Raw genomic sequence first — 23,316 nt, 5'->3', positions numbered from 1 at the left:
GCATCCCCGAGATCGGGTGGAAGCATCGCGGTCGAGTCTGTCACGATCGCTACCCGGGCCATGCCCAGCAGCCTACAGATCGACCCATCGCGACGACACCACGAGCAGAGCCGGCCCGAGCCGGCTCGAGCCCGGTCACACGACGATGTTGACCAGCTTCGGCGCCCGGACGATGACCTTGCGTACGGTCTGCCCCTCGATCGCGGCCGCGATCGCCGGGTCTGCCATCGCGGCGGCTTCCAGGTCGGCCTCGGAGATCGACGGCGAGACCTCGAGCCGCGCACGCACCTTGCCCTTGATCTGCACGACGGCGGTCACGGAGTCGTCCACGAGCAGCTCGGGCAGCGGCGTCGGCCACGCGGCTCGCGCAACGGTCGGCTGGTGTCCCAGGCGCTCCCACATCTCCTCGGCGGTGTAAGGCGCGACCAGCGAGAGCAGGATCGCGACCGTCTCCGTGGCCTCACGAACGGCGGGGTCGGCAGGACCGACACCGGAGTCGATCGCCTTCCGGGTGGCGTTGACCAGCTCCATCATGCGAGCCACGACCACGTTGAAGCGGTAGGAGTCGATCAGCTGCTCGGCCTCGGCCACCGTCTTGTGAGTCGTACGCCGCAGCGCCACGTCCCCGGTCGACAGGTCCACGCCAGGAGCAGAGGTGACGTCACCGGCCAGGCGCCAGGCCCGCTGCAGGAACTTCACCGCACCTGCCGGCGAGACGTCGGCCCAGTCGATGTTGTCCTCCGGCGGGGAGGCGAAGACCAGCGTCAGACGGGTCGCGTCGACGCCGAACTCCTCCAGCACGTCCGACAGGTTCACGCCGTTGCCCAGCGACTTCGACATCTTCTTGCCGCCGTTGATGACCTTGCCCTGGGACAGGTACGCCGAGAACGGCTCGTCCCAGTCGATCAGGCCGATGTCGCGCAGCGCCTTGGTGAAGAAGCGGGCATACATCAGGTGCAGCACGGCGTGCTCGTCGCCGCCCAGGTAGAAGTCGACCGGACCCCACTCGGAGGCCAGCTTCGAGTCGAACGCCTTGGTCTCGTCGTTGGGCGTCAGGTAGCGCAGGAAATACCACGACGAGTCCACGAAGGTGTCCATCGTGTCCGAGTCGCGTGTGGCCGGGCCGCCGCACTTCGGGCAGGACACGTTGACCCAGTCCGAGGCGGCCGCCAGCGGCGAGACGCCCTTCGGCTTCAGGTCGGCGCCGGCCAGATCGGGCAGCTGCACCGGCAGCTGGTCGTCCGGCACCGCCACCTCGCCGTCGACCGGGCAGTGCACGATCGGGATCGGCGCGCCCCAGTAGCGCTGCCGCGACAGCAGCCAGTCGCGCAGCCGGTAGTTGATCGTGCCCTTGCCGTGGCCGTCGGCCTCGAGCTTCTCGATGATCTTGTGGATCCCGCTCGCCTTGTCGGCGACGTCCTCGAGCTCAGGAGAGTTCACGTAGGCACCGTCACCGGCGGTCGCGACGTACGTCTCCTCCGGGTTCTCCGCACCCGGCACGTCCACGACGCGGCGCACCGGCAGCGAGAACGCCTTGGCGAAGTCCAGGTCGCGCTGGTCGTGCGCGGGAACGGCCATCACGGCACCGGTGCCGTAGTCGGCCAGCACGTAGTCGGCCGCCCACACCGGGATCTGCTCGCCGGTCACCGGGTTGGTCGCGGTGACCCCCAGGTCGACACCGGTCTTGGGACGGTCGGTCGCCAGCCGGTCGATGTCGGAGGCCTTGCGTACGTCCTCCAGGTAGCTCTCCAGCGCAGCCGCCCGCTCCGGCGCCACGATCTCGGCAGCCAGGTCCGCGTCGGCGGCCACGACCATGAAGGTCGCGCCGTAGAGCGTGTCGGGACGGGTCGTGAAGACGGTGACCTTCTTGGTCCCACCCGAGGGCAGGGAGATCTCGAAGTCGACGTGCGCGCCCTCGGACCGGCCGATCCAGTTGCGCTGCATGTTGACGACCTTGCCGATCCAGGTGTCCTGCAGCTGGTCCAGGCCGTTGTAGAGCTCCTCGGCATAGGCCGTGGTCTTGAAGTACCACTGCGTCAGGTCACGCTTGGTGACCACCGCACCGCAGCGCTCGCACTCACCGTTGACGACCTGCTCGTTGGCCAGCACGGTCTGGTCGTTGGGACACCAGTTGACCGGCGACTTCTTGCGGTAGGCCAGGCCGGCCTCGTACAGCTTCAGGAAGATCCACTGCGTCCACTTGTAGTACTCAGGATCCGAGGTGTGCAGCCGGCGCGACCAGTCGAAGGAGATGCCGTAGCGCTTGAAGGACTCCGCCTGGGTCTCGATGTTGGCGTAGGTCCAGCCGGCGGGGTTCTCGTTGCGCTTGATCGCGGCGTTCTCGGCGGGCAGGCCGAAGGAGTCCCAGCCGATCGGGTTGAGGACGTCGTAGCCCTTCAGCCACCAGTAGCGCGCCAGCACGTCGTGCAGCGCGGTCACCTCGGCGTGGCCCATGTGCAGGTCGCCGGAGGGGTAGGGGAACATCGTGAGCGCGTAGCGCTTCTCGGCCCCGTCACGCTGGCCGGCCTTGAACGGCTCCAGCTTCTCCCAGATGGGGCGCCACTTGTCCTGCAGCTCCACGACGTCGTACGTCGCCTGCTCAGCCTGCTCCTGCGTCATTGGTCTTTCGTCCTTGTCGAGTGTCGTGCGTCAAGACTGCTTCTGGAATGAGCCCTACAAATGAGAAGGGCCCCTCACATGGAGGGGTGGCCGCGTGACCGGGGTGTGTCCCTCAGGGTCAGCGCGGCTGCCTAAGAAGCAGGACAGACATCTGCATGTCCCCAGGGTAGCCGACCACCGCCGCCATCGTCATTCGCAGTCCTGCCCTACCCCCACAGCAGATGACGTCGGCAGGGTCGAAGTCCTCTAGAGGGGCACTTTCCATACCCCATGAGTTCCACCCTGCAGATCGACCGACAGAAAATGCCTTCAGAGGGGCCTTCACCTATTGCGACGCCACATCTGGGCGTGCCAAACTGGCGGCGCTCCGCTGCTCGTGATGTCGGTCGTGAATGAGGACCCCCCCATCTCATCCAAGGAACGCTCCGAGCAGCGGAGTCCAACTTTTACGGCACTCTCGCGCGCCAGGCCGGGGTCCCGTGCTTGCTCTCGACCAGCGCCGCGGCCTCGTCGATCGTGGCCTGATCGAGGCCGACGTACGCAGCGCCGAAGCTCTGCTCGAACTCGGCCAGCAGCGCGTCGATGACCTTCTCGCGGCTCAGCCCGGTCTGCGAACGGATCGGGTCGACCCGCTTGGCGGCGCTCCTGGTGCCCTTGTCGGACATCTTCTCCCGGCCGATCCGGAGGACCTCGAGCATCTTGTCCGCGTCGATGTCGTAGGCCATCGTGACGTGGTGCAGGACCCCGCCCGGGACCCGCTTCTGCGCGGCGCCGGCGATCTTGCCGACCGGCGAGGCGATGTCGTTCAGGCCGGCGTAGGCGGCCTCGATCCCGACGCTCCGCAGGCCCCGGAGCACCCACTCGTCGAGGAACGCGTAGGACTCCTGGAAGGACATCCCGGCCACGAGCGTGTCGGGCACGGCGAGGCTGTAGGTGATCGTGTTGCCCGGCTCGATGAACATCGCGCCTCCGCCCGAGATGCGGCGTACGACCTCGATGCCGTGACGCTCGGCGGCGGCCTCGTCGACCTCGTTGGACAGCGACTGGTAGCTGCCGATCACGACCGCGCTGCTGGCCCAGTCCCAGAACCTCAGGCTGGGGGCGCGGCGGCCCTCGGCGACCTGGCGGACGATGACCTCGTCGAGGGCCATCTGCATCCGCGGCGACAGCGGCCCGGTCTCCATGATCTCGAGGTCGAGGTCGTCCCAGGTCGTGGCCCGGCCGAGCGCCCGCAGGACCGTCAGGGCGATGTCGCGGGTGCCGAAGCCGACCAGGTCGGCATCACGGGCGGCAGTGTCGAGGACGGTGGTCAGGTGGTCGAGGGACACGTCGGCCGGCTGCCCCTCCAGCGCCGCGGTCAACCACCCGAGCGCCTCGTCGGGCTCCAGGAAGAAGTCGCCCGAGAGGACGACGTCGATGATCTTGTCCGCGGAGACGGTGGCGTCGACGACGACCAGCTTGCCGCCGCGTACCTTCCGCTCGCCATGCACTCGTTCGCTCACACCTTCTCAACGCCGTGGGCGCGCGGTTTCATCCCCTCTAGACAGCCGCTCCGCACGATCCGGCGGTGTCGGCGAGCCGGGTGAGACCGACGGGCCCGACGAGCGGGCGCGGGTCCTCGGCGAGCGTCCAGGCACCGTCGACGAGGACGTAGTCGCCGCGGACGTCACCCGCCAGCAGAGAACGTACGCCGGCCAGCAGCCGGTCCACGTCGCCGACCGAGGTCCCGATGCCGATGCTGGCGCGGACCGCGCCACCGGTGAGGCCGAGGCGCTTGAGAAGTGGTTGGGCGCAGAATCGACCGTCGCGTACGCCCAGACCGTGCTCGGCCGAGAGATAGGCCGCGACCCGGCCCGGCTCGATGCCGTCGACCGTGAACGTCGCGACCCCGACGGGCTCGTCGGAGTCGGGCCAGAGTCGCAGAACGTCCACCCCGTCCAGCGCGGACAGACCGGCGACGAGGTGCCCCCTCAGCGTCGCCTCGTGGCGGTCCAGCTCGGCGGCCTCGAGGTCGCCGAGAGCCGTGCAGGCGGCGGCCAGCGCGGCCGCGCCGACGACATTCGGGGAGCCGCCCTCGTGGCGCGCCGGGGCGGCCTGCCAAGTGGTCTCGACGATCGCGGGGCCACTCCGTTCAGACCCGGAGTCGTGGCTGGCGTCATCGACCGCCCCTCCCCCGGCGAGATAGGGAGTGCCGACGTCGAGCCAGTCGCGGCGCCCGACCAGGGCGCCGGCGCCGTAGGGGGCGTAGAGCTTGTGACCGGAGAAGGCGACGTAGTCGGCGCCGGTCGCGGCCAGCGAGAAGTGACGGTGGGCGAGCAGCTGGGCCCCGTCGACGAAGACGCGGGCGCCGTGGGCGTGAGCCAAGGTGACGATCTCGGCGACCGGCAGGGCCTCACCGGTGACGTTGGAGGCTCCCGTGATCGCGACCAGGGCGTAGCCGCCCCGGGCCAGCTCGCCGGCGAGAGCATCGATGGTGCCGGCGAGGGTCTCGCGGCCGGCGACCGCGGTCACGCCCGCATCCGTAGCGCAAGCGCCAGAGTACGGACGCGGGCGTGACCTATCCTCATGGTTCCCTCGCTGACGCTCGGTCACGCCCGCCTCGACGCGGTGCCACGGCAGCAGGTTGGCGTGGTGCTCGATGTCGAGGACGAGCACCCGGCCAGGTACGCAGCCGGCCAGCAGGTTCACCGCGTCGGTCGTGTTGCGGGTGATCACGGTGACGTCGTCCTCGCGGGCACCGACGTAGGCGCCGACGGTCGCGCGCGACTCCTCGTAGAGGACGGTCGAGACCTGGGACAGGTAGCCGGCGCCGCGGTGGACGGAGGCGTACCACGGCAGGACCTCGGCGACCCGGTCGGCCACGCTCCGCAGCGCCGGCGCCGACGCGGCGACGTCGAGGTTGGCGTACGTCGTGGTGGTGCCGTCCAGCAGCGGCACCTGCGTGTCGGAGCCTACGAGCGGAAGCAGGGACATGGTCAACCCTTCGGGGTCAGGGCTCCCCGGCCCGATCCGGTGAAGCACGCGCTTGCCCGCGCCACCTCGGCGAGGGCCTGGTCGTCACCCGGAGCACCCCGCCGCATGGGAGGGTTGCCCGCCAGCAAGCCGGGGCTTCGCGCTGGCAGTCGTGACCGTGCCCAAAGCGTGCCGGAGACCGCGCCCCTCCGCCAAATCACATCTCAATCAACGGACATCTGTCTCGCATGACAGACAGGCTCGTCAGTCGTCGTGCTTCCCGCGGCCCTTGTCCTTACGGTCCTTGTCATCGTCGCCACAGGCGCCGAAGAACTCCGCGATCGGGTCGCACTCATCCTCATCCTTGTCCCCCTCCGGCGGCGGAGGCGGAGCGATCAGATGCGCCTCGTGACCGGACTCGGGATCCCGACCGTCGACGTAGACAGGCTCGGGGAAGCTCTCGACCTCCTTGCCCGCCATGGCCTTCCCCATGATCGCCGCCCAGGTCTCGGTGGGATAGTCGGCGCCGAAGTAGGACGGCATCCAGCCGCCGTCGAGCTTCCCCTCTCCGTTGCCGCGCGAGTAGCGGACGGCGGTGGCGATCTGCGGGGTGAACCCGGCGAACCACGACGTGCACACATGCTGCGACTCACCGCAGGTGGCAGTGCCGGTCTTGCCGGCCACGGGATGACCGATGGTCTGGGCCTTCTTGCCCGAGCCGCTCTGCACCACACCCTGCATCGCGTACGTCACGTCGGCGGCGATGTCCTCGGAGATCGCATGCCGGCCGTTCTTCCTGCCGTTCCAGCTGTAGAGGACGTTGCCGGCCCGGTCGCGCACCTTCTTCACCACGTGCACGTCGTGGCGGTAGCCGCCGTTGGCGATCGTGGCGTAGGCGTTGGCCAGGTTGATCGGGCTGACGTTGGCCCGGCCGAGCGCGATCCGGTCGTCGGTCTTGTGGTCGAAGTCGGTGGTGGTGCTGGGGATGCCCGGGAACTTCGGGTTCGGCTTCGCCGGTGCGAGACCGGCAGCGACCGCGGTGTCATAGATCGCCTTGCGTCCCGCCTGGGGGCCTCCCATCGACTCGGTCATGTCGATGAAGGCCGTGTTCACCGACTGCTCCATCGCCTTGAGCATGGTGATGAACTGGCCGTAGTCCATCCCGTCGGCGATCCCGGCCTGCTCGCCCTCGTTGACCACCTCCGAGCCCGCGTAGGTCGTGAACGGCGAGTCGCCCGCCCAGGTCGACTTCAGCGAGTAGCCCTTGTCGATCGCGGCGGCGGTGGCGAAGACCTTCATCGTCGACCCGGCGTGGCCTCCGGTCGCGGCCCAGTTGTGCTGGCTGTCGAGATAGTCCTGGCCGCCGTAGAAACCGAGCAGCGCACCGGACCCGACGTCGACCGACGCGGTCGCCACGTGCAGCGCGTTCTTCTGCTCGGGGTCGCCCTTGACGTACGCCTTCCGGTTCTTCGGCTTCACGGTCTTGGCCGCGCTCGCCGAGGCTCTCATCACCTTCGGCGAGAGCGTCGCGGTGATCCTCAGGCCACCGCTGTCGATCTTCTCCTCGGTGAACAGCGGCTTGCCCTCGGCGTTGGTGAGGCCGAGCAGCTCGGCCTTGATCATGGTCAGCGCGTGGCCGCGTTGGCCGCCCAGTCGGCTCGGCACGGTCTTCTCCGGGAACTTCGGCAGCGCGTCCTTCACCTTGTCGGCGTCGGCCTGCTTCAGATAGCCGAGATCGACCATGCCGGAGAGGACGTACTGGTAGCGACCGAGCAGCTTCTCCTCACCCCGGAACTTGGAGCTGGCCGGGTCGAAGCCGGCCGGGTTGTTGAGGATCGCCGCCAACGCCGCCGTCTCCTGCAAGGACAGGTCCTTCGTGGGCTTGGCGAAGTAGGCCTTCGCGGCGGCCGCGATGCCGTAGGCACCGCGGTTGAAGTAGATCGTGTTGAGGTAGTCGGTGAGGATCTGGTCCTTGCTCTTCTGCCTGGTCAGCTTCAGCGCGATGACCGCTTCCTTCAGCTTGCGCGAGTAGGACCGCTCGGAGCTGAGGTAGTAGTTCTTGACGTACTGCTGGGTGATCGTGGACGCGCCGCCCGAGGTGCCCTCTGTCGTGTTCGAGAAGGCGGCCCGGAGGATGCCCTTGATGTCGACGCCGCTGTTCTCGTAGAACGTACGGTCCTCGGCGGCGACCACGGCGTGCTTGACGATCTCGGGGATCTCGTCGGCCTCCAGCTTGATCCGGTTCTGGTCGCCGTCCTGGTAGCGGCCGAGCTCGGTCTTGCCGTTGCTGTAGTAGACGAACGAGGTCTCGACCTCGAACGCGGCGTTGGGGTCGGGCACCGAGATCCGGTTGTACGCCACGATCGCCGTCACCGACCCGATCAGCGCGAGCGTCAGGAAGCCGACCAGCGCCACCTTAGCCGAGAGCTTGCCCCAGCGCCGCCAGGTCGCGGATCGCGGGCTCCTCGGCCCTGGGCTCTCCGACCCTGAGCTTCCCGACGCCGATCGCTTGGCTGCCGACTCCCGGGCCGCTGCCAGCTTCTCGGTCGCCCAGACCTTGGCCGGCTCTGCCCTGGCGAGCCAGTCCCTGGCCGAGGACGGCTTGGGCTCCGCTCGGCGCGCTCCTGGCCGGCTGGCCGTCGCCGCCGGCCGTTGTTCGGTCGGGATCGGAGGGGCTGGAGGGGCTGGAGGGGGAGGCGGCCGCCACGACGGCGGCGGACCGATAGGACCTTTCGGAGGCTCGGGTCTCTGTTGTTCCATTGCTCCACCTGACATAGACAGCAGATTCCCTCGCGCATGGTGCGAGAGGCCCGAGACGGCGGCCGTTGATCCTACCGGGGCGGGTATGACAACGGAGGCCGACCCCGAAAGGTCGGCCTCCGCGTCAGTCGTACGCCGCGGCGTACTGCCTCAGATCCCTGGGGATCAGCGCTTCAGCTCGAAGCGGTCGTTCTCCATGACCTTGACCCACGCCTTGACGAAGTCGTTGACGAACTTCTCCTTGGCGTCGGCGCCGGCGTAGAGCTCAGCGATGGCGCGGAGCTCGGAGTTGGCGCCGAAGACCAGGTCGACGCGCGAACCGGTCCAACCGTTGGTGCTGGTGTAGGTCGACTCGTCGGCGGACGGGGTCCACTGCTGGTCGTAGTCGAGCAGGTTGACGAAGAAGTCGTTCGTCAGCGCGCCCGGGGTCTTGGTGAAGACACCGAGGTCGGAGCCGTCCCAGTTGTTGCCGATCACGCGCAGGCCGCCGGTGAGGACGGTCGCCTCCGGGGCGGAGAGGCCCAGGAGGTTGGCGCGGTCGATGAACAGGAACTCGCTCGGCAGGTTGAGGAAGCCGGAGTCGTAGTTGCGGAAGCCGTCGGCCACCGGCTCGAGCCAGGCGAAGTTCTCCTCGGAGGTCTGCTCCTGGGTGGCGTCGACGCGACCGGCCGTGAACGGCACGGTCAGGTCGTAGCCGGCAGCCTTCGCGGCCTGCTCCACACCCACGCCACCGGCGAGGACGAGTACGTCGGCGAAGGAGACCCCGGTCGCGGCCGCGATCTGCTCGTAGGCCGCGATGACCGGCTTGAGCTCGTCGGGCTGGTTGACCTTCCAGGAGACCTGGGGCTCGAGGCGGATCCGGCCACCGTTGGCGCCACCGCGCTTGTCCGAGCTGCGGTAGGTGGCCGCAGCCTTCCAAGCGGTGGAGACGAGCTGCTGAGCGGTCAGGCCGGACTCGGCGATCGCCTTCTTGGCGGCCGCGATCGAGGCGTCGTCGGTGGCGGCGGAGCCGGTCGGGAGCGGGTCCTGCCAGTCGAGGTCCTCGGCCGGGACCTCGGCGCCGGCGTAGCGGCTCTTCGGGCCCATGTCGCGGTGGGTCAGCTTGAACCACGCACGGGAGAAGGCCTCCGCGAAGGCGTCCTGGTCGTCCTTGAACCGGCGCGAGATCTCGTCGAACTCGGGGTCGACGCGCAGCGCGAGGTCGGAGGTCAGCATGCGCGGCTCGCGCTTGCCGTCACCGAAGGCCTCGGGCACCAGGTCGGCGCCGCCGTTGTTCTTCGGCTTCCACTGCTTGGCGCCGGCCGGGGACTCGGTGAGCTCCCAGTCGTAGGCGTAGAGGATGTGGAAGAACTCGTTGTCCCAGCGGGTCGGGTGGTAGGTCCAGGTGACCTCGAGACCCGAGGTGACCGCGTCGGGGCCGACACCGGTGCCGTGGCCGTTCTTCCAGCCGAGGCCCTGGTTCTCCAGCGGCGCGGCCTCCGGGTCGGGTCCGATCAGGTCGTCGGGGTGGGCACCGTGGGTCTTGCCGAAGGTGTGGCCACCCGCGATGAGGGCGACGGTCTCCTCGGAGTTCATCCCCATGCGGCGGAAGGTCTCCTTGATGTCCACCGCGGACTTCATCGGGTCGGGCTCACCGTTGGGGCCCTCCGGGTTGACGTAGATCAGACCCATCTGGACGGCGGCCAGCGGCGCCTGCAGGTCGCGGTCGCCGGAGTAGCGCTCGTCGTCGAGCCAGACCTTCTCCGGGCCCCAGTAGACGTCGTCGTCGGCCTCCCACACGTCCTCGCGACCACCGGAGAAGCCGAAGGTCTTCAGACCCATGGTCTCCAGCGCGACATTGCCGGCCAGCACGAACAGGTCGGCCCAGGAGAGCGACTGACCGTACTTGGCCTTGACCGGCCACAGCAGGCGGCGGCCCTTGTCGAGGGAGACGTTGTCGGGCCAGGAGTTGAGCGGCGCGAAGCGCTGCTGACCGCTGCCGGCGCCGCCGCGGCCGTCGTGGCTGCGGTAGGTGCCCGCGGAGTGCCATGCCAGACGGATCATGAACGGGCCATAGTTGCCGAAGTCGGCCGGCCACCAGTCCTTGGAGTCCGTCAGGACCGCGGCGATGTCTGCCTTGACGGCGGCCAGGTCGAGAGCCTCGAAGGCCGTCTTGTAGTCGAAGTCGGGGTCGACCGGGTTGGCCGCGGGGTGATGTTTGGCCAAGATCTTCAGGTTGAGCTTGTTGGGCCACCATTCCTGGTTGGCGCTGCCGACGGTCGGGTGAACGCGGCCGGCGTTCATGACCGGGCACTTGCTCACGGACTCTTCTGACATCAGGTTCCAATCCTTCTTGTTCGGATCATTTGCTGCGCTGGGCGGCCTGGCACTGCGGACAGGTGCCCCAGTAGATGACCTCGGCCTCATCGACGACGAAGCCGTTGTCGTCCGATGCCGTCAAGCAGGGCGTATGGCCGACGGCGCAGTCGACGTCGGCGATGTTCCCGCAGGAGCGGCAGACCACGTGGTGGTGGTTGTCCCCGACCCGGGTCTCATAACGAGCCACCGAGCCGGACGGCTGGATGCGGCGTACGATCCCGGCGGCCGAGAGGGCGGCGAGGGAGTCGTAGACGGCTTGATGGGAGACGTCCGGAAGCCGCTCGCGCACCGCTCCGAGAATGGTCTCGGTATCGGCGTGCGCGTTATCGCTGACGGCTCCCAGAACGGCCACTCGCGGGCGAGTGACGCGCAGGGAGGCACCTCTCAGCAGCTGCTCATAGTCCGCGTTCCCCACAACCCAGAGCCTACGCGAAATCTTGAATGAGTCAAGAAACGGGGCGGGAATTTCTGGCGACTCAACCGGTCTTCACGGGCTCCGGAGCCGGGCGGGTGGCGAAGCGGCCGGCCATCAGCGGAATCAGGACGGCGACGGCGAGCGGGATGACGAACATCGAACGTTCGCCGAAGACCTCGGCGACAGCGGCGATCAGCGAGGCGGCGGCGAGATAGCCGGCGTAGTTGGCGAGATTGACGCGGGCGATCGCCTCCTCGGCGTTGTCCGGGGAGATGTGGGCGGCGGCGACGAACGACTGCGGCGGGACCAGCGCCAGGCTGCCGCCGAGGACGGCGAACCCGACGGCCGCCACGCTCCAGTGCGGGGCGGCGACGATCAGCAGCAGTGCACCGACGCCGATGACGCCACCGGTCCGGATCACCCGCTCCGCGCCGAAGCGGGCGACGAGACGGTCGCCGGGGAGACGTACGGCCAGGAGCACCAGCTGGTAGGCGGCGTAGATCGCCGGCGCGACCGCCGCCATGGCGCCCAGGCCGTCGACGACGTAGATCCCGCCCCACGCGGAGGCCGCGGAATCGACGAACCACATCGCGAACGTCGGCACCGCGACCAGGAGGAGGGGCAGCATCGGCAGCTTGTTTTTCGGGCCTCGCGTGTTGCTGGTCCGTCTCTCCGCAGCATCCACCGCCGCCGGTGGCAGCAGGAGCCGGAACGTGGCCACGTTGGCGACCAGACCGATGACGGCGATGGGGATCATGTCCAGACCAAGAGGTACGCCGAGGGCGATCGTCACGGTCGCGTAGACGGCGCCGAGGACGGCTGCCGCGCTCCACGTCGCGTGGAAGCCGTTCATCAACGGGCGGCCGTACGCGTCCTGGGTGGCCGTGCCCTGCATGTTCATCGAGGCGTCGACGCCGCCGAGGAAGAAGCCGTAGACGCCGTTGAGGACCAGCAGCGTCCCCATCGTCGGCGCGAACGCCGGCGCCACCGCGGCCAGCGAGGCCCCGCCGAGCATCAGCGAGAGAGTCGCCGCGCTACCGACCCTGGTGGCGAGGTGTCCTGCGGTCACGCTGCCGATCGCGCCGACCGCCGTGGTGACTCCGAGCACGACGAACACGTCGCCGGCGCTGAGGTCGAGCTTGGTCGCGATCGACTCCAGCCTGGTGATCAGCGAGGCGAAGGTCAGGCCCTGGATCGCGAAGGCGACGAACACGGCTGCCCGGGCAAGCTGGAGTCGGGTCATCTGCGGGTCCTTCGTTCGGGTTGCGCGAAGTCTGCACCTTTGGGGGTTTCTGCGCATCCGTTTCGTTGGACTTCTGGACTCGTCACCGGTGGTCGAGCCTGTCGAGATCTCACCCCCGGTGGTCGAGCTTGTCGAGACCACCCCGCCCGCTGGTCGAGCCGCCGGAGCCGCTAGGCGGAGGCGTGTCGAGACCAACACAGTCGCCTCGGTGGTCGAGCCTGTCGAGACCTCCCCCACTCCGGTGGTCGAGCCTGTCGAGACCTCCCCCACTCCGGTGGTCGAGCCTGTCGAGACCTCCCCCACTCCGGTGGTCGAGCCTGTCGAGACCTCCCTGCCGGGAACGCCTCACCCGAAGGCCGGTGTGGGCCGCCGACCCGGGTGTGGTGCAGCGGATTCATGCTTCGGACGGTGGCGCGCATGGGGAGGGAGGGTGGCCCTCCGGGCCACTTGTCGTCCACAGGTCTGAAGCCGTTCGCTCACCGCAAAAACCTTGTCTGAACTGCACAGATAGGTGTTCAAGAAGGCATGGTCGGAGTAGAATCGGAGGCATTACGACACACCTTTGAGGGAGGTGACAGCCATGAGTATCGACCACTGGGGCACCAGTCCTGGAGACCTCGTCTCGTCGGCTCTTGCTGCCATCGAAACCTCTCTTCAAGAACTCCTTGCGATGGACCCGACCTACTGGCGCACCAGCCAGAAGAAGGACTACCTCGCGAAGGTGGAGAAACTCCAAGCCCAACAGGCCGCGTTGACGCTGCGGGTGCTCGCTGTCTCGGGTGACATCGCTGAGGAGACTGGTGACAAGGACGCTTCGGCGTGGATGCGGGCCGAGTTGTTGGTCGACAAGGGCGCTGCGCGGTCGCAGATCAAACTCGCCACCTCAGTGGCCAGATACGAGCTGGTGGCCGCCGGCCTCGCCGAGGGCGTCGTCTCTGAGGCGAAAGCCCGAGTGATCACCAAGGCCCTCGACAAGGTCGACGCCGACCCGGTCGCCACCCGCGAGCATCTGGTCCTGGCTGAGAAGCTGCTGGTCGACTACGCCACCCAGATGACCGCCAAGGAATTGCGGATCATCGGTAAGCGGATCCTGATCGAGGTCGACCCCGCCCGGTTCGAAGAAGCCGAAGCCAAAGCACTCCTGGCTGAAGAAGAGCGTGCTCAGCAGAAGACCGCGCTGCGGGTGTGGGACAACGGCGATGGAACCGTCGGGTTCGACGGTGTGCTGCCTGTGTCGATCGGGATGCGGTTCAAGAAGCAGGTCGAGGCCTGGGCCCAGCCGCGTAAGCAGCAGCTGGTCGAGAAGGGTGCTCCGTTGCCGCCGTGGGAGCGGCTGATGGGCCAGGGGTTCGCGCGGTTGATCGAGACCATCGACCCGAATGCGCTGCCCAGGCACGGCGGTGACGCGACCGTGATCAACGTGGTGATCTCGCTCGAGGAGCTCCGCAAGGAGCTCGGCACCGCCACGTTGGGCTACGACGAGACCAACGGCACCACCATCACCGCAGCCGAAGCCCGCAGGATGGCGTGCAACGCCACCATCATCCCCTGGGTGTTGGGTGGTGACAGTGAGGTGCTGGACATGGGCCGGGCAAGCAGGGTCTTCGTGCCGATCCAGCGCAAAGCGCTTCGGTTGCAGCAGAAGTGCTGCCAGGCCGAGGGGTGTGACATGCCACCGGAATGGTGCGATGCCCACCATTTCAAAGCCTGGGCCGCCGGCGGGAATACGGATCTGAAGGACGGGGTCTTGCTATGTCCGCACCATCATCGTCTGGCGCACAGCCCTGCCTACGTTCATGAGCGGTTGCCCGACGGCACGGTTCGGTTCACCCGCCGGCCCTAAACCGACAAGTCTAGACCGCCCCTGCCACGGCCATCGCGCCAAGACCCCGCCTGTGCGCGGGCGCCTTCGCCTGCCCGGTGCCAGGGTGGCTCCGCTTGCGTCATCGATGTGGACATGGTGGCATCGCGTCAACGGTCCAGATCTCGCCGACGCTGGACGCCGGATCGTGGAAGGACGCGCGCTCGCCTGCCCTCGACCAATTGCGACCGCACTCCTAGGCCCCGACTTTTGGAGCCCCGCCTGCCCGTAGGGCCTGATGCTCCCCCTCGATCGGCGGGTTCTTCCCCGCGCGCCCTGATCCCCCACGCGTGCAGACCTTTCCCCACTCCCACGGAGGTTCCCTACGCTCCGGAGGGTGGGGGAAGCTCCGCGGTAGCGGGGGACAGTGCGGAGGAATGGGGAAACCCCGTCCTGCGGGTTGTTCACCGGTTCAGGCGACCTTGTGATCGATTCACAAGGTCTCGCCCACTGGCGTAGGCGCCAACGGCCGGGCCCCTCGCCCCAGCAACACATCGGCCACGACCCCCAAACCCGTGCGCAACTGAATCCGCTGCGCCATACCCCGCCGCCGACCCGATAGCCAGCCAAATTTCTCGTCGGATCACGGTGTCAAGGACCGCGAAGCGGCCGGCGAAGCCGGCGGCCGAAGGCCGTCCTTGACTCCGGGATTCGGCGTGAACACCATCCAATACAGGGTCGGCGGCCCCAGCCCACGCACTACAGCACCACGCAGGTGTTTCGGTACGCCGCCGAAATGTCAGCACAGCAGCGGATAGCCCCGCACGCGACCGCTAGCTCTGCTTGAGCAACCCGTCGAGGATCTTCTCGCCGTTCTTGCCCTCACCCTCACGGATGCCCTTGAACTCGTCGCGGAGTTGCTCCATCTCGCGCTTGGCGTTCTCACCCGTCTCGACGAGGTCTCGGATCTGGTCGATCTGGTCTTCCCACTCCTCGGACTGGCCGGCGTCGATGATGTTCCAGCCTTCCAGGTTCTCGCGCCAGCGGTCGAGCTTGTCGAGACGGTTGAGGGTCTTGTTGTCCGACTTGTCGGACTTGTCGGTGGGCTCTTCGGCCGAGTTGCCGGAGCCGTCAGAGTCCGAGGAGTTGTCGGAGCTGCGGTCGATGTTGTCCGAGCCGTTGGCGTTGTCGGAGCTCTGGGACGGCTGGTCGGCCTGGGCAGGCGCGGGTTCGTACGCGGCCAGCCAGGAGGCGGCGAAGACGCAGGCGATCACGATCGCCGCCGCACCGAGGAGGCGGCTGGTGGGGAACTTCCGCAGCGACGCCGGGCGCGGGGCGCGTACGGGAGGCGGGGTGTCGGGGCGGTGCATGACGCCGGTGCGGGAGTTCGGCAGCGCCATCGGCTCGTCGAGTCGCCGCTGTGGCATCGCCTGCGTCGGACGCGGCGCCTGCCCGGCGGCGAGCAGGTCGGTGGCGTCGGGGTCAGCACCGTTGAGTACGTAGCCGAGCTCGTGCGCGACCTGGTCCATCGAGGGCCGGGCGGCCGGGTTCTTGTCGAGCATCCGAGTGACCAGGCGCGCCAGCGGCGGGGGCACCGACCGGAAGTCGGTGATCCGCGGCACCGGCTCGCTCAGGTGCATGTGCAGGATCCTGACCGGGTGCGGGGCCGAGTAGGGCACCTTCCCGGTGAGCATCTCGAAGAGCACACAGCCCAGCGAGTAGACGTCGGCGGGCGGGCCGACGGGGTCGCCTGCGGCCTGCTCGGGCGAGAGGTAGGACGGGCTCCCGATCACGTGGCCGGTCTGGGTGAGCCCGGCGTCGACCCCCGTCATGGCGTACGCGATGCCGAAGTCGAGCACGGTCAGCCGGCCGTCACCGTCGAACATCAGGTTCGCCGGCTTGATGTCACGGTGCACCACATCGGCCCGATGCGCAGCACCGAGGGCGCCCGCGACCTGGCGGGCGTATTCGACAGCCGTGTCGATCGGCAACGCGCCGCGCTGCGCGATCGGCTCGGCCAGGGTCGGTCCGGGCAGCAGCTCCATGACCAGGAAGACGTCGTTGTCGTCGCTGCCCGCGTCGAAGATCTTGACCACGTCGTCATGGACGACCCGGGCCGTCGAGTGCGATTCCCGACGGAACCGCTCGGCCATCGTGGGGTCGTCCACATCGCGCAGCAGCTTCACCGCGACATCGCGGTCGAGGACCGTGTCACGCGCCCGCCAGACCTCTCCCATGCCGCCGGCTCCGAGCAGAGTGAGGAGCCGGTAGCGGCCGGCGATCGGGGGAAGCTGATCCATGGCGGAAATTATGCCGGTGTCACCCAGGAGCTGAAGAGCGGGATGCCCTCCCAGGCTCCCCCGCGTGCCACCGCCACCACAGCGTGCGGCCGGTCGAACCTCAGATCGATCTGCCGCACCGTGGTCTCGCTCGGCGCGGCCGCAGCGGCCCGGACCATCATCCCGGTCACCGCGGCCGCCTCGAAGCCCTCACGGTCGTATGAGGCGACCGCCTTCTGCACACAGGCAGCCTCCGACTCCTCCTCGACCGCAGCCATCACTCCACGTGCGATCTCGGCCACTCCGGGTGCGGCGTCCAGGTCGTGGCGGTCCTCGGCACTCCACTCCGGAAGATGGCTGCGCCAGCGGTCAGCGGGAGCGCCACCGAAGACGGTGACCTCCTCGACCGTCCAGGCGTGGCCGCCGGCGGCATCGCCGCCACCCGGCTCGAAGGTGCGGTTGCGCACCTCGCCCGTGTCGATCCGCCGGACGACCTCGTCGGCGGCCAGCCACACGTCGGCGGCGGAGACTCCGTCGGCGGCGATCACGGAGTAGACCGAGATTCCGTCCTCGCTCGACGGGCAGGCGACCGCGACCGGTCCGGCGGCCTCGGTCTCCACCACAGCCTGGAACCCGCCCTCGAGCAGCAGCAACCCCTCTCCGTCGTCATCGAGCGGCTCGATCCAGCGCGGCGTCACCACCAGCGCGGAGGCGAGCACGAGGAGGGTCCGGGCATCGATCTCGAGGGGGAACTCCGTGATCAGCCCCCGGGTGTGCTCGTCGGCCCACGCGTCGAGACCGTCCTGGTCCGGGAGCGGGTCGAGCATGACCGGCAGGCCCTTCGACAGCTCGACGCCCGGGCGCAGCCAGCCGGCGACCGCGGCCCCGATCGTGGGGTGCGGCGCCTCCAGCAGCGTCAGCGCGGCGGCCCGCGCGTCGGCACGGTTCAGCCCGAGGACCTCGTCCGTCTCGGTCTCCGCGGCGGGCGCCAACGAGGCGAGGAGCAGCCACAGACCTGCGTACGAGATCACCGGGGCCTCGGCGGAGCCGAGAGCGGAGCGGGCGGTGGCGGCGTACGTTCGGACTGCCTCGGCGGCAGCGAGGGACAGCGGCCTCTGCGTTCCCGACTTCTCCATGCAGAAGACAGTACGGGGAGAGCCACCCCAGGGCGGCGAAACCACGATACAATTATGTATCGAGCGAGGAGGCATCATGGCCAGGAAGTCGCGCACGGCAGGGCTGGACCCGGAGACCGACTATCAGGAGATATCGAGAATCCTGGGGGTCTACGAGTTCCCCTGGGACACCACACAGTCGCTGAGCTTCGCCCTGTTCCGGACCTACGCGGTGCCCTCGATCGGCCGTCTGCTGGCCGACACCCACCAGTTCACCGAGCACACCCAGAAGCGCTACGACGACACCGCACTGCTGCTGGAGGACGCGGCGATCGATGACCTGGACAGCCCCCGCGGCCGGGCCGCGGTGCGACGGATCAACCAGATGCACCGGATGTATGACATCTCCAACGACGACATGCGCTACGTCCTCTCCACGTTCGTGGTGATCCCGCGGCGCTGGAACCAGGACTTCGGCTGGCGGCAGTCGACGCCCGACGAACAGCTCGCGGCGCTGCGCTACTACCAGGCGCTCGGGAAGCGGATGGGGATCAAGGACATCCCGGAGACCTACGACGAGTTCGAGCAGCTGCTCGACTCCTACGAGGCCGAGCACTTCGGGTACGACGAGGGCGGTCGCGCCGTCGCCGACTCGACCCTCGAGCTGCTGACGACCTTCTACCCGCGCCCGCTGGCGCCGCTCGTCCGGACCTTCTCGCTGTCGCTGATGGAGCCACATCTGCTCGAGGCGTTCGGCTACCCCGAGCCCGGGCGTCTCGCGCGGGCGCTGTCCCGCGGGGCACTGAAGGCGCGGGCGCGCTTCGTAGCGCTCCTGCCGCCGCGGAGGAAGCCGGCGTACGTCCGCGACATGCCTCGCGTCAAGAGCTACCCGCACGGCTTCAACACCGAGGATCTCGGCACCTTCGCGCCAGGATGCCCGGTGCACCGGACAGCCGGTCCGGCCGCTGATCCGCTCGCCGGGCAGGTCGAGGGCACCAAGCCGTAGCCCACCCCTCCCCCGCACTTCACGAGTCCTTCACCGGGCACCGCTTCGCTGTTGTCGATAACCCCCATATCGACAGGAGCACGTCCATGCCTGCCCCCAGCAACACTCCTGATCTCCGCGGCGCCCTTCGGGGCCTCGACCGCCGCCGCTTCCTGACCGTCTCGGCCGCCGCGACCGCCCTGGCCTTCACCACCGGCCTGCCGCGTACCGGCGCCTTCGCCTCCCCCGCCGCCGCGCCCTCGGCGATCACCTCCGACCCGTTCACCCTCGCGGTCGCCTCCGGCGACCCGCTGCCCGACTCGGTCCTGCTCTGGACCCGGCTCGCGCCGCTCCCGCTGGAGCCGACCGGCGGGATGCCACCCTCACGTTTCGACGTCTCCTGGGAGGTGGCCCGCGACTCGGCCTTCAGGCGCGTCGTACGCCGCGGGGGCGCCGCCGCGCACCCCGAGTTCAACCACGCCGTGCACGCCGAGGTCCGTGGCCTGGACGCGGCGACGGAGTACTTCTACCGCTTCCGGATCGGCCAGTGGATCAGCCCGGTCGGGCGGACCCGGACCGCGCCGCCGGCGGGCGCTGCGGTCTCGTCGCTGACCTTCGCCCTCGCCTCGTGCCAGCGCTACGACCAGGGCTACTACACCGCGTACGGACATCTCGCCAACGAGGACGTGGACGCGGTCTTCCACCTGGGTGACTACCTCTACGAGTACGCCGTGAACGCCTCCGCCGGCGCGCGGGCCTACAGCGAGCCGCTGCCGGCGCACCTCAACCACGAGACCGTGACGCTGGACGACTACCGGGCGCGCTACGGGCTCTACAAGTCCGACCCGGACCAGATCGCCGCGCACCTGGCGCACCCGTTCATCGTCACCTGGGACGACCACGAGACCGAGAACAACTACGCCGACGACAACCCGGAGAACTCGGTGCCGCCGGAGGAGTTCCTGGTCCGTCGCGCCGCCGCGTACCGCGCCTACTGGGAGAACCAGCCGCTGCGTCTTCCGCAGCAGCCGACCGGCCCGGACCTCAAGCTGTACCGGCGGCTGAAGTGGGGCCGGCTGGCGCAGTTCGACATCCTCGACACCCGCCAGTACCGCACCAACCAGGCCAACGGCGACGGCTGGAAGGTGCCGACGGCGGAGTCCGAGGCCGAGTCGATGACGCTGCCGGGCCTCGAGCAGGAGAAGTGGCTGACCGACGGCTGGCGTCGCTCCAAGGCGACCTGGAACGTCGTCCCGCAGCAGGTCACCTTCGCCCGCCGCGACAACCCCAACGGCTCCGGCACGCGCTCGATGGACTCCTGGGACGGCTATCCCGCCTCCCGCCGGCGGGTCCTCGACGGTTGGAAGGCGTCGGGGCAGTCGAACCTGATGGTGCTGACCGGCGACGTACACGTCCACTACGGGCTGAACATCCACGACGACTTCGACGACCTGTCCTCTCCGGTGCTCGGGACCGAGGTCGTCACCAGCTCGATCACCTCGGGCGGCAACGGCGCCGAGCGTCCCGCCAACTGGGCCGCCTACCTGGAGCGCAACCCGCACATGAAGTTCTACAACGGCCTCCGCGGCTACACGACGGTCTCGCTGGATGCCGACGGCGCGGAGATCACCTACAAGAACGTCGCCAAGGTCAGCACTCCTGGTGCGCCGCTGACCGTCGGTGGCCGGTTCTTCACCGAGGCCGGCAACCCGGGTCTGGTCGAGGCGTAGGCGTTCGGTACGACGGGGAGATCCGCATGGGTCACCGACTGGTAAGTCGTGTCGATCTCCCCGTCGTACCGCTGGCGGGGCCGGATCCTGGTTTAGCCTGACGGCGTGGACAACGTTGTCGGGAACGCGGTTCTGGCGATCTTCCTCGGGATGGGGCTGGCCGTCGCGGGGTTCGTCCCGGCTGCGGCGGTCGCCTACCGCCGCAGAGGCTCGTTCCCTCTCGGCCGCATCCTCCTCCTGCTGGCCGCAGCGATCTATGCGGTGGCGCTGTGGACCTACACCCTCGTCCCGTTGCCCGAGGCGGGCTCCTACACCTGCGCGGGGACCCACATCCATGCGTTCGGCTTCGTCGGAGACATCCTCCGCACCCGCGCCGAGATCGGCACCCGGGCCCTGCTCACCAACGCGGTGTTCCTCCAGGTGGCCCTCAACGTCATCCTGTTCGTGCCTCTGGGGTTCTTCGTCCGTGCGATCGCCGGACGAGGGATCGTGGTCGCGGGCGCACTCGGCCTCGCGACCTCCCTCCTCATCGAGACCACCCAGCTCACCGGGATCTGGGGGCTGTACTCCTGCGCCTACCGCGTCTTCGACGTCGACGACCTGCTGGTCAACACCGCCGGCGCCGTGCTCGGATCGGCGATCTCGGTGCTGTTGGTGCGCCCGCACGCGCGACCGGCGCCACGCACGATCACCGTCGGTCGCCGCCTGGTCGGCATGATCGCCGACCTCCTCGTCATCCTCGGCACCGGCGCCCCGCTGGCGCTGGCCTGGCGCGCCTGGCAGCTCTACGGGCTCGACGTGCCGTTCGAGGAGGTGTCGACCACCATTCAGCTCTGGCTGCTGTGGGGCCCACCGATCGTGCTGGAAGCGATTGCCGTCCTCGGCTTCGGACGTACGGTCGGTGAGTGGGTCGTCGGCCTTCGCGCGACGGCGTCCTCGGGAGCGTGGTGGCGCCGGATCGTCAAGCTGCTGACCGGCGTCGGCGGACTGACGCTGCTCCTCGTCGCCGACTTCCCCGGCTCCGGTCTCGTACTGCTCGTCTTCGTCGCCGCAACCGTCGCGGCCCTCCCCCGCACCGACGAGCATCGAGGGCTCAGCAACATGCTCGCGGGAATGCGGGTCCGGCCGGTTCGGCCGAGCTGAGCCGACCGACTCACCTCAAGGGCGGTACGCCGCGGCGTACCGAAGACGGAGGGCCGCGTCCTCTTCATGACCCCAGAAGCCGCGACCTGTACGTCCTGATGGACGCCTCGGCCTCGTCGGCGGTGATGTCCCCGACGAGGACTCGAAGGGTGAGGCCGTCGGAGAGCGCGAGCAGCTCGATGGCGCGCGCACGTGCGGCGGCCGCGTCGAGCCCGTCAGCCTCCTGGATGTGGCGGGTGCACTCCTCGACGCCGACCCTCGTCGCCTCGGCCAGGATCTGGCGTACGGCGGTATGGGTCATCGCCTTGGCCAGGTAGGCGTACCAGACGGTCACTCCGATGCGGCCCGCGTCCGTGGCGGGGATCTGCTGGAGCAGGATGTGGAGGAGACGGTCGGCAGGCGGGCGGTCGGCGGTCGCCTCGTACTCGATGACGGCGCGCTTGACCAGCAGGTCGATGCCCGCGACGACGAGAGCGTCCTTGGTGCCGAAGTAGTGCTGTACGCGGCCCATCGAGACGTCCGCCCGGGCGGCGACGGTCCGCAGGCTGACGCCCTCGATCCCCTGCTCGGCGACGAGATGCCAGAGCCCGGCGACGATCTCGAACCGGCGCTGCTCATGGTCGACGGCTCTTGGCATGGCGCCCAGGTTAGCAATACAGTCGCATCGCAACGGGTTTCAATGCGATCGCATTGTTATCGGGGAAGGGGATGACATGAGCACTGACATCGAGAACGAGGACGCCCGAACGCGCCGGAAGCGCCGGCGCTGGCCGGTGGTCCTGATCACCACCATCGCAGTCGTCTCGACCGGCTGTCTGGCGATGGTGCTCGGCACGAGCGGACCGGGCGTCGGCCACTTCCGCACACCGGAGGGGCAGAAGGCCTACACCGAGGCGTACGACGCGGCCTTCGCCGCGCTGCCGAAGCCGACCAAGACCCATGACGTGGAGACGACCTTCGGCACGGTCCGTGCGTACGCCTGGGTCAACCCGAACGCGGTCGACGACGTCCCGGTCGTGCTGGTGCCGGGGCGGGCCAGCGGCGTGCCGATGTGGGGAGAGAACCTGCGCGACTTCGTCGAGCACCGCACCGTCTACGCCTTCGACGCGATCGGCGACAGCGGGCTCTCGGAGCAGACGCTGCCGCTGCGCGACATGGACGACAACGCCCGCTGGGTGGAGGAGGCGCTGGACGGCCTCGAGCTGGACCGGATCCACCTCGTCGGCCATTCCCAGGGAGGCGGGCTCGCCGCGGCGGTCGCGGTGCGCTACCCGGATCGGTTGGCCAGCCTCACCCTGCTCGAGCCGATCATGACGTTCGGCATGCTGCCGGCGTGGGCGATCGGCTGGTCGGCGGTGGCAGCGCTCCCGTTCCTGCCCGACTCCTGGCGCGACCATGCGCTGAACCGGATCGGCGGCGTCGAGGACGACGAGGTCGACTCGGAGGATCCGATGGCCCGGATGATCGCCGCCGGCACGACCCACTTCGACTCCGGCAGCCTGCCGACACCTTCGCGACTGAGCGACGCGCAGATGCGCGCACTGACGATGCCGGTGTACGTCGCCATCGCGAGCGACAAGTCGCTGGCCGGCGGCGAGGATGCGGCCGAGAAGGCCGAGCTGATCCGCACCGCGACCGTCAAGGTCTGGCCGGAGACGACCCACTCGCTGCCCATGCAGGTCGCCCCTGAGCTCGACGCCGAGCTGGAGCGGTTCTGGGCAGACGTACCTCAACCGTGAACTTCATCGCAGTTCAGCCGGGTCGCACTACGCCCAGACGCCGACGTACTCGATGAGCACCCTGAGTCCGCCGTTGAACTGGGCCGTGTTCGTGATCGCGTTGATGATGCGTACGACCCAGAAGACCGCCAGCGCGTAGCCGATCCCGAGCGCGATCCCCGACGCGGCGGCACTGGT

Annotated in this window: 15 protein-coding genes and 1 riboswitch; of the genes, 5 read left to right on the top strand and 10 right to left on the bottom strand. The window is 68.8% G+C overall.

The window, feature by feature from the left end:
- Positions 1-135 precede the first annotated feature (135 nt).
- The 7 genes from leuS to H5T77_RS21370 form a co-directional block, all read right to left on the bottom strand.
- Positions 136-2,619 (bottom strand): leucine--tRNA ligase, encoded by a 2,484-nt coding sequence (gene leuS, locus H5T77_RS21400; protein ID WP_292652635.1) that lies wholly within the window; start codon positions 2,617-2,619, stop codon positions 136-138.
- A 446-nt stretch (positions 2,620-3,065) separates the two neighbouring features.
- The gene (locus H5T77_RS21395; protein WP_366816658.1) at positions 3,066-4,121 is read right to left on the bottom strand and encodes a lipoate--protein ligase family protein; all 1,056 of its coding nucleotides are present in this window, start codon (positions 4,119-4,121) and stop codon (positions 3,066-3,068) included.
- A gap of 37 nt (positions 4,122-4,158) precedes the next feature.
- Entirely contained in the window at positions 4,159-5,592 is a 1,434-nt protein-coding gene (locus H5T77_RS21390; protein ID WP_292652634.1) for an aminotransferase class V-fold PLP-dependent enzyme, read from the bottom strand.
- Between the two features lie 43 nt (positions 5,593-5,635).
- Positions 5,636-5,749: riboswitch (SAM riboswitch) on the bottom strand.
- An 86-nt stretch (positions 5,750-5,835) separates the two neighbouring features.
- Positions 5,836-7,986, bottom strand: coding sequence for a transglycosylase domain-containing protein (locus tag H5T77_RS21385; RefSeq protein ID WP_292652633.1), 2,151 nt, complete (start codon positions 7,984-7,986; stop codon positions 5,836-5,838).
- A gap of 510 nt (positions 7,987-8,496) precedes the next feature.
- On the bottom strand, positions 8,497-10,647 hold the full coding sequence (katG, locus tag H5T77_RS21380; RefSeq protein WP_292652632.1) for a catalase/peroxidase HPI: 2,151 nt from the start codon (positions 10,645-10,647) through the stop codon (positions 8,497-8,499).
- Positions 10,648-10,672: 25 nt separating this feature from the next.
- Positions 10,673-11,104: a Fur family transcriptional regulator gene (locus tag H5T77_RS21375; protein WP_292652631.1), complete on the bottom strand. Its 432-nt coding sequence runs from the start codon at positions 11,102-11,104 to the stop codon at positions 10,673-10,675.
- Positions 11,105-11,165: 61 nt separating this feature from the next.
- The gene (locus tag H5T77_RS21370) at positions 11,166-12,347 is read right to left on the bottom strand and encodes an MFS transporter (protein WP_292652630.1); all 1,182 of its coding nucleotides are present in this window, start codon (positions 12,345-12,347) and stop codon (positions 11,166-11,168) included.
- Between the two features lie 580 nt (positions 12,348-12,927).
- On the opposite strand from H5T77_RS21370, the gene H5T77_RS21365 reads away from it, so the two are divergent.
- A complete protein-coding gene (locus tag H5T77_RS21365; RefSeq protein ID WP_292652629.1) occupies positions 12,928-14,190 on the top strand; it encodes an HNH endonuclease signature motif containing protein in 1,263 nt (420 codons plus the stop codon).
- 791 nt (positions 14,191-14,981) lie between these two features.
- On the opposite strand, the gene H5T77_RS21360 is transcribed toward H5T77_RS21365, so the two are convergent.
- Together H5T77_RS21360 and H5T77_RS21355 are read right to left on the bottom strand one after the other, a co-directional pair.
- Positions 14,982-16,448: a protein kinase domain-containing protein gene (locus H5T77_RS21360; protein ID WP_292652628.1), complete on the bottom strand. Its 1,467-nt coding sequence runs from the start codon at positions 16,446-16,448 to the stop codon at positions 14,982-14,984.
- 8 nt (positions 16,449-16,456) lie between these two features.
- On the bottom strand, positions 16,457-17,563 hold the full coding sequence (locus H5T77_RS21355) for a hypothetical protein (RefSeq protein WP_292652627.1): 1,107 nt from the start codon (positions 17,561-17,563) through the stop codon (positions 16,457-16,459).
- A 76-nt stretch (positions 17,564-17,639) separates the two neighbouring features.
- Here H5T77_RS21355 and H5T77_RS21350 point away from each other — a divergent pair, with 76 nt between their 5' ends.
- From H5T77_RS21350 to H5T77_RS21340, 3 genes are all read left to right on the top strand, one after another.
- Positions 17,640-18,548 (top strand): oxygenase MpaB family protein, encoded by a 909-nt coding sequence (locus H5T77_RS21350; RefSeq protein WP_292652626.1) that lies wholly within the window; start codon positions 17,640-17,642, stop codon positions 18,546-18,548.
- Positions 18,549-18,634: 86 nt separating this feature from the next.
- Positions 18,635-20,257 (top strand): alkaline phosphatase D family protein, encoded by a 1,623-nt coding sequence (locus tag H5T77_RS21345; RefSeq protein ID WP_292652625.1) that lies wholly within the window; start codon positions 18,635-18,637, stop codon positions 20,255-20,257.
- Between the two features lie 105 nt (positions 20,258-20,362).
- Positions 20,363-21,400: a VanZ family protein gene (locus tag H5T77_RS21340; RefSeq protein WP_292652624.1), complete on the top strand. Its 1,038-nt coding sequence runs from the start codon at positions 20,363-20,365 to the stop codon at positions 21,398-21,400.
- 64 nt (positions 21,401-21,464) lie between these two features.
- On the opposite strand, the gene H5T77_RS21335 is transcribed toward H5T77_RS21340, so the two are convergent.
- The gene (locus H5T77_RS21335; protein WP_292652623.1) at positions 21,465-22,037 is read right to left on the bottom strand and encodes a TetR/AcrR family transcriptional regulator; all 573 of its coding nucleotides are present in this window, start codon (positions 22,035-22,037) and stop codon (positions 21,465-21,467) included.
- Positions 22,038-22,113: 76 nt separating this feature from the next.
- Between H5T77_RS21335 and H5T77_RS21330 the strand changes: the two genes are divergently transcribed.
- Complete coding sequence (locus tag H5T77_RS21330; protein WP_292652622.1) at positions 22,114-23,139, top strand: alpha/beta fold hydrolase; 1,026 nt, start codon at positions 22,114-22,116, stop codon at positions 23,137-23,139.
- Positions 23,140-23,316: the final 177 nt, after the last annotated feature.

The organism is Nocardioides sp. (genome assembly GCF_014360585.1).
In the GTDB taxonomy this organism is placed as follows: Bacteria; Actinomycetota; Actinomycetes; order Propionibacteriales; family Nocardioidaceae; genus Nocardioides.
This window is presented reverse-complemented; position numbering and strand designations above follow the sequence as displayed.

Bases quoted from the DNA above. Each gene is read 5' to 3' on its own strand.
- H5T77_RS21350 (WP_292652626.1), top strand. From the start codon at position 17,640: ATGGCCAGGAAGTCGCGCACGGCAGGGCTGGACCCGGAGACCGACTAT.
- H5T77_RS21355 (WP_292652627.1), bottom strand. From the start codon at position 17,563: ATGGAGAAGTCGGGAACGCAGAGGCCGCTGTCCCTCGCTGCCGCCGAG.
- katG (WP_292652632.1), bottom strand. From the start codon at position 10,647: ATGTCAGAAGAGTCCGTGAGCAAGTGCCCGGTCATGAACGCCGGCCGC.
- H5T77_RS21345 (WP_292652625.1), top strand. From the start codon at position 18,635: ATGCCTGCCCCCAGCAACACTCCTGATCTCCGCGGCGCCCTTCGGGGC.
- H5T77_RS21390 (WP_292652634.1), bottom strand. From the start codon at position 5,592: ATGTCCCTGCTTCCGCTCGTAGGCTCCGACACGCAGGTGCCGCTGCTG.
- H5T77_RS21365 (WP_292652629.1), top strand. From the start codon at position 12,928: ATGAGTATCGACCACTGGGGCACCAGTCCTGGAGACCTCGTCTCGTCG.
- H5T77_RS21330 (WP_292652622.1), top strand. From the start codon at position 22,114: ATGAGCACTGACATCGAGAACGAGGACGCCCGAACGCGCCGGAAGCGC.
- H5T77_RS21370 (WP_292652630.1), bottom strand. From the start codon at position 12,347: ATGACCCGACTCCAGCTTGCCCGGGCAGCCGTGTTCGTCGCCTTCGCG.
- leuS (WP_292652635.1), bottom strand. From the start codon at position 2,619: ATGACGCAGGAGCAGGCTGAGCAGGCGACGTACGACGTCGTGGAGCTG.
- H5T77_RS21335 (WP_292652623.1), bottom strand. From the start codon at position 22,037: ATGCCAAGAGCCGTCGACCATGAGCAGCGCCGGTTCGAGATCGTCGCC.
- H5T77_RS21360 (WP_292652628.1), bottom strand. From the start codon at position 16,448: ATGGATCAGCTTCCCCCGATCGCCGGCCGCTACCGGCTCCTCACTCTG.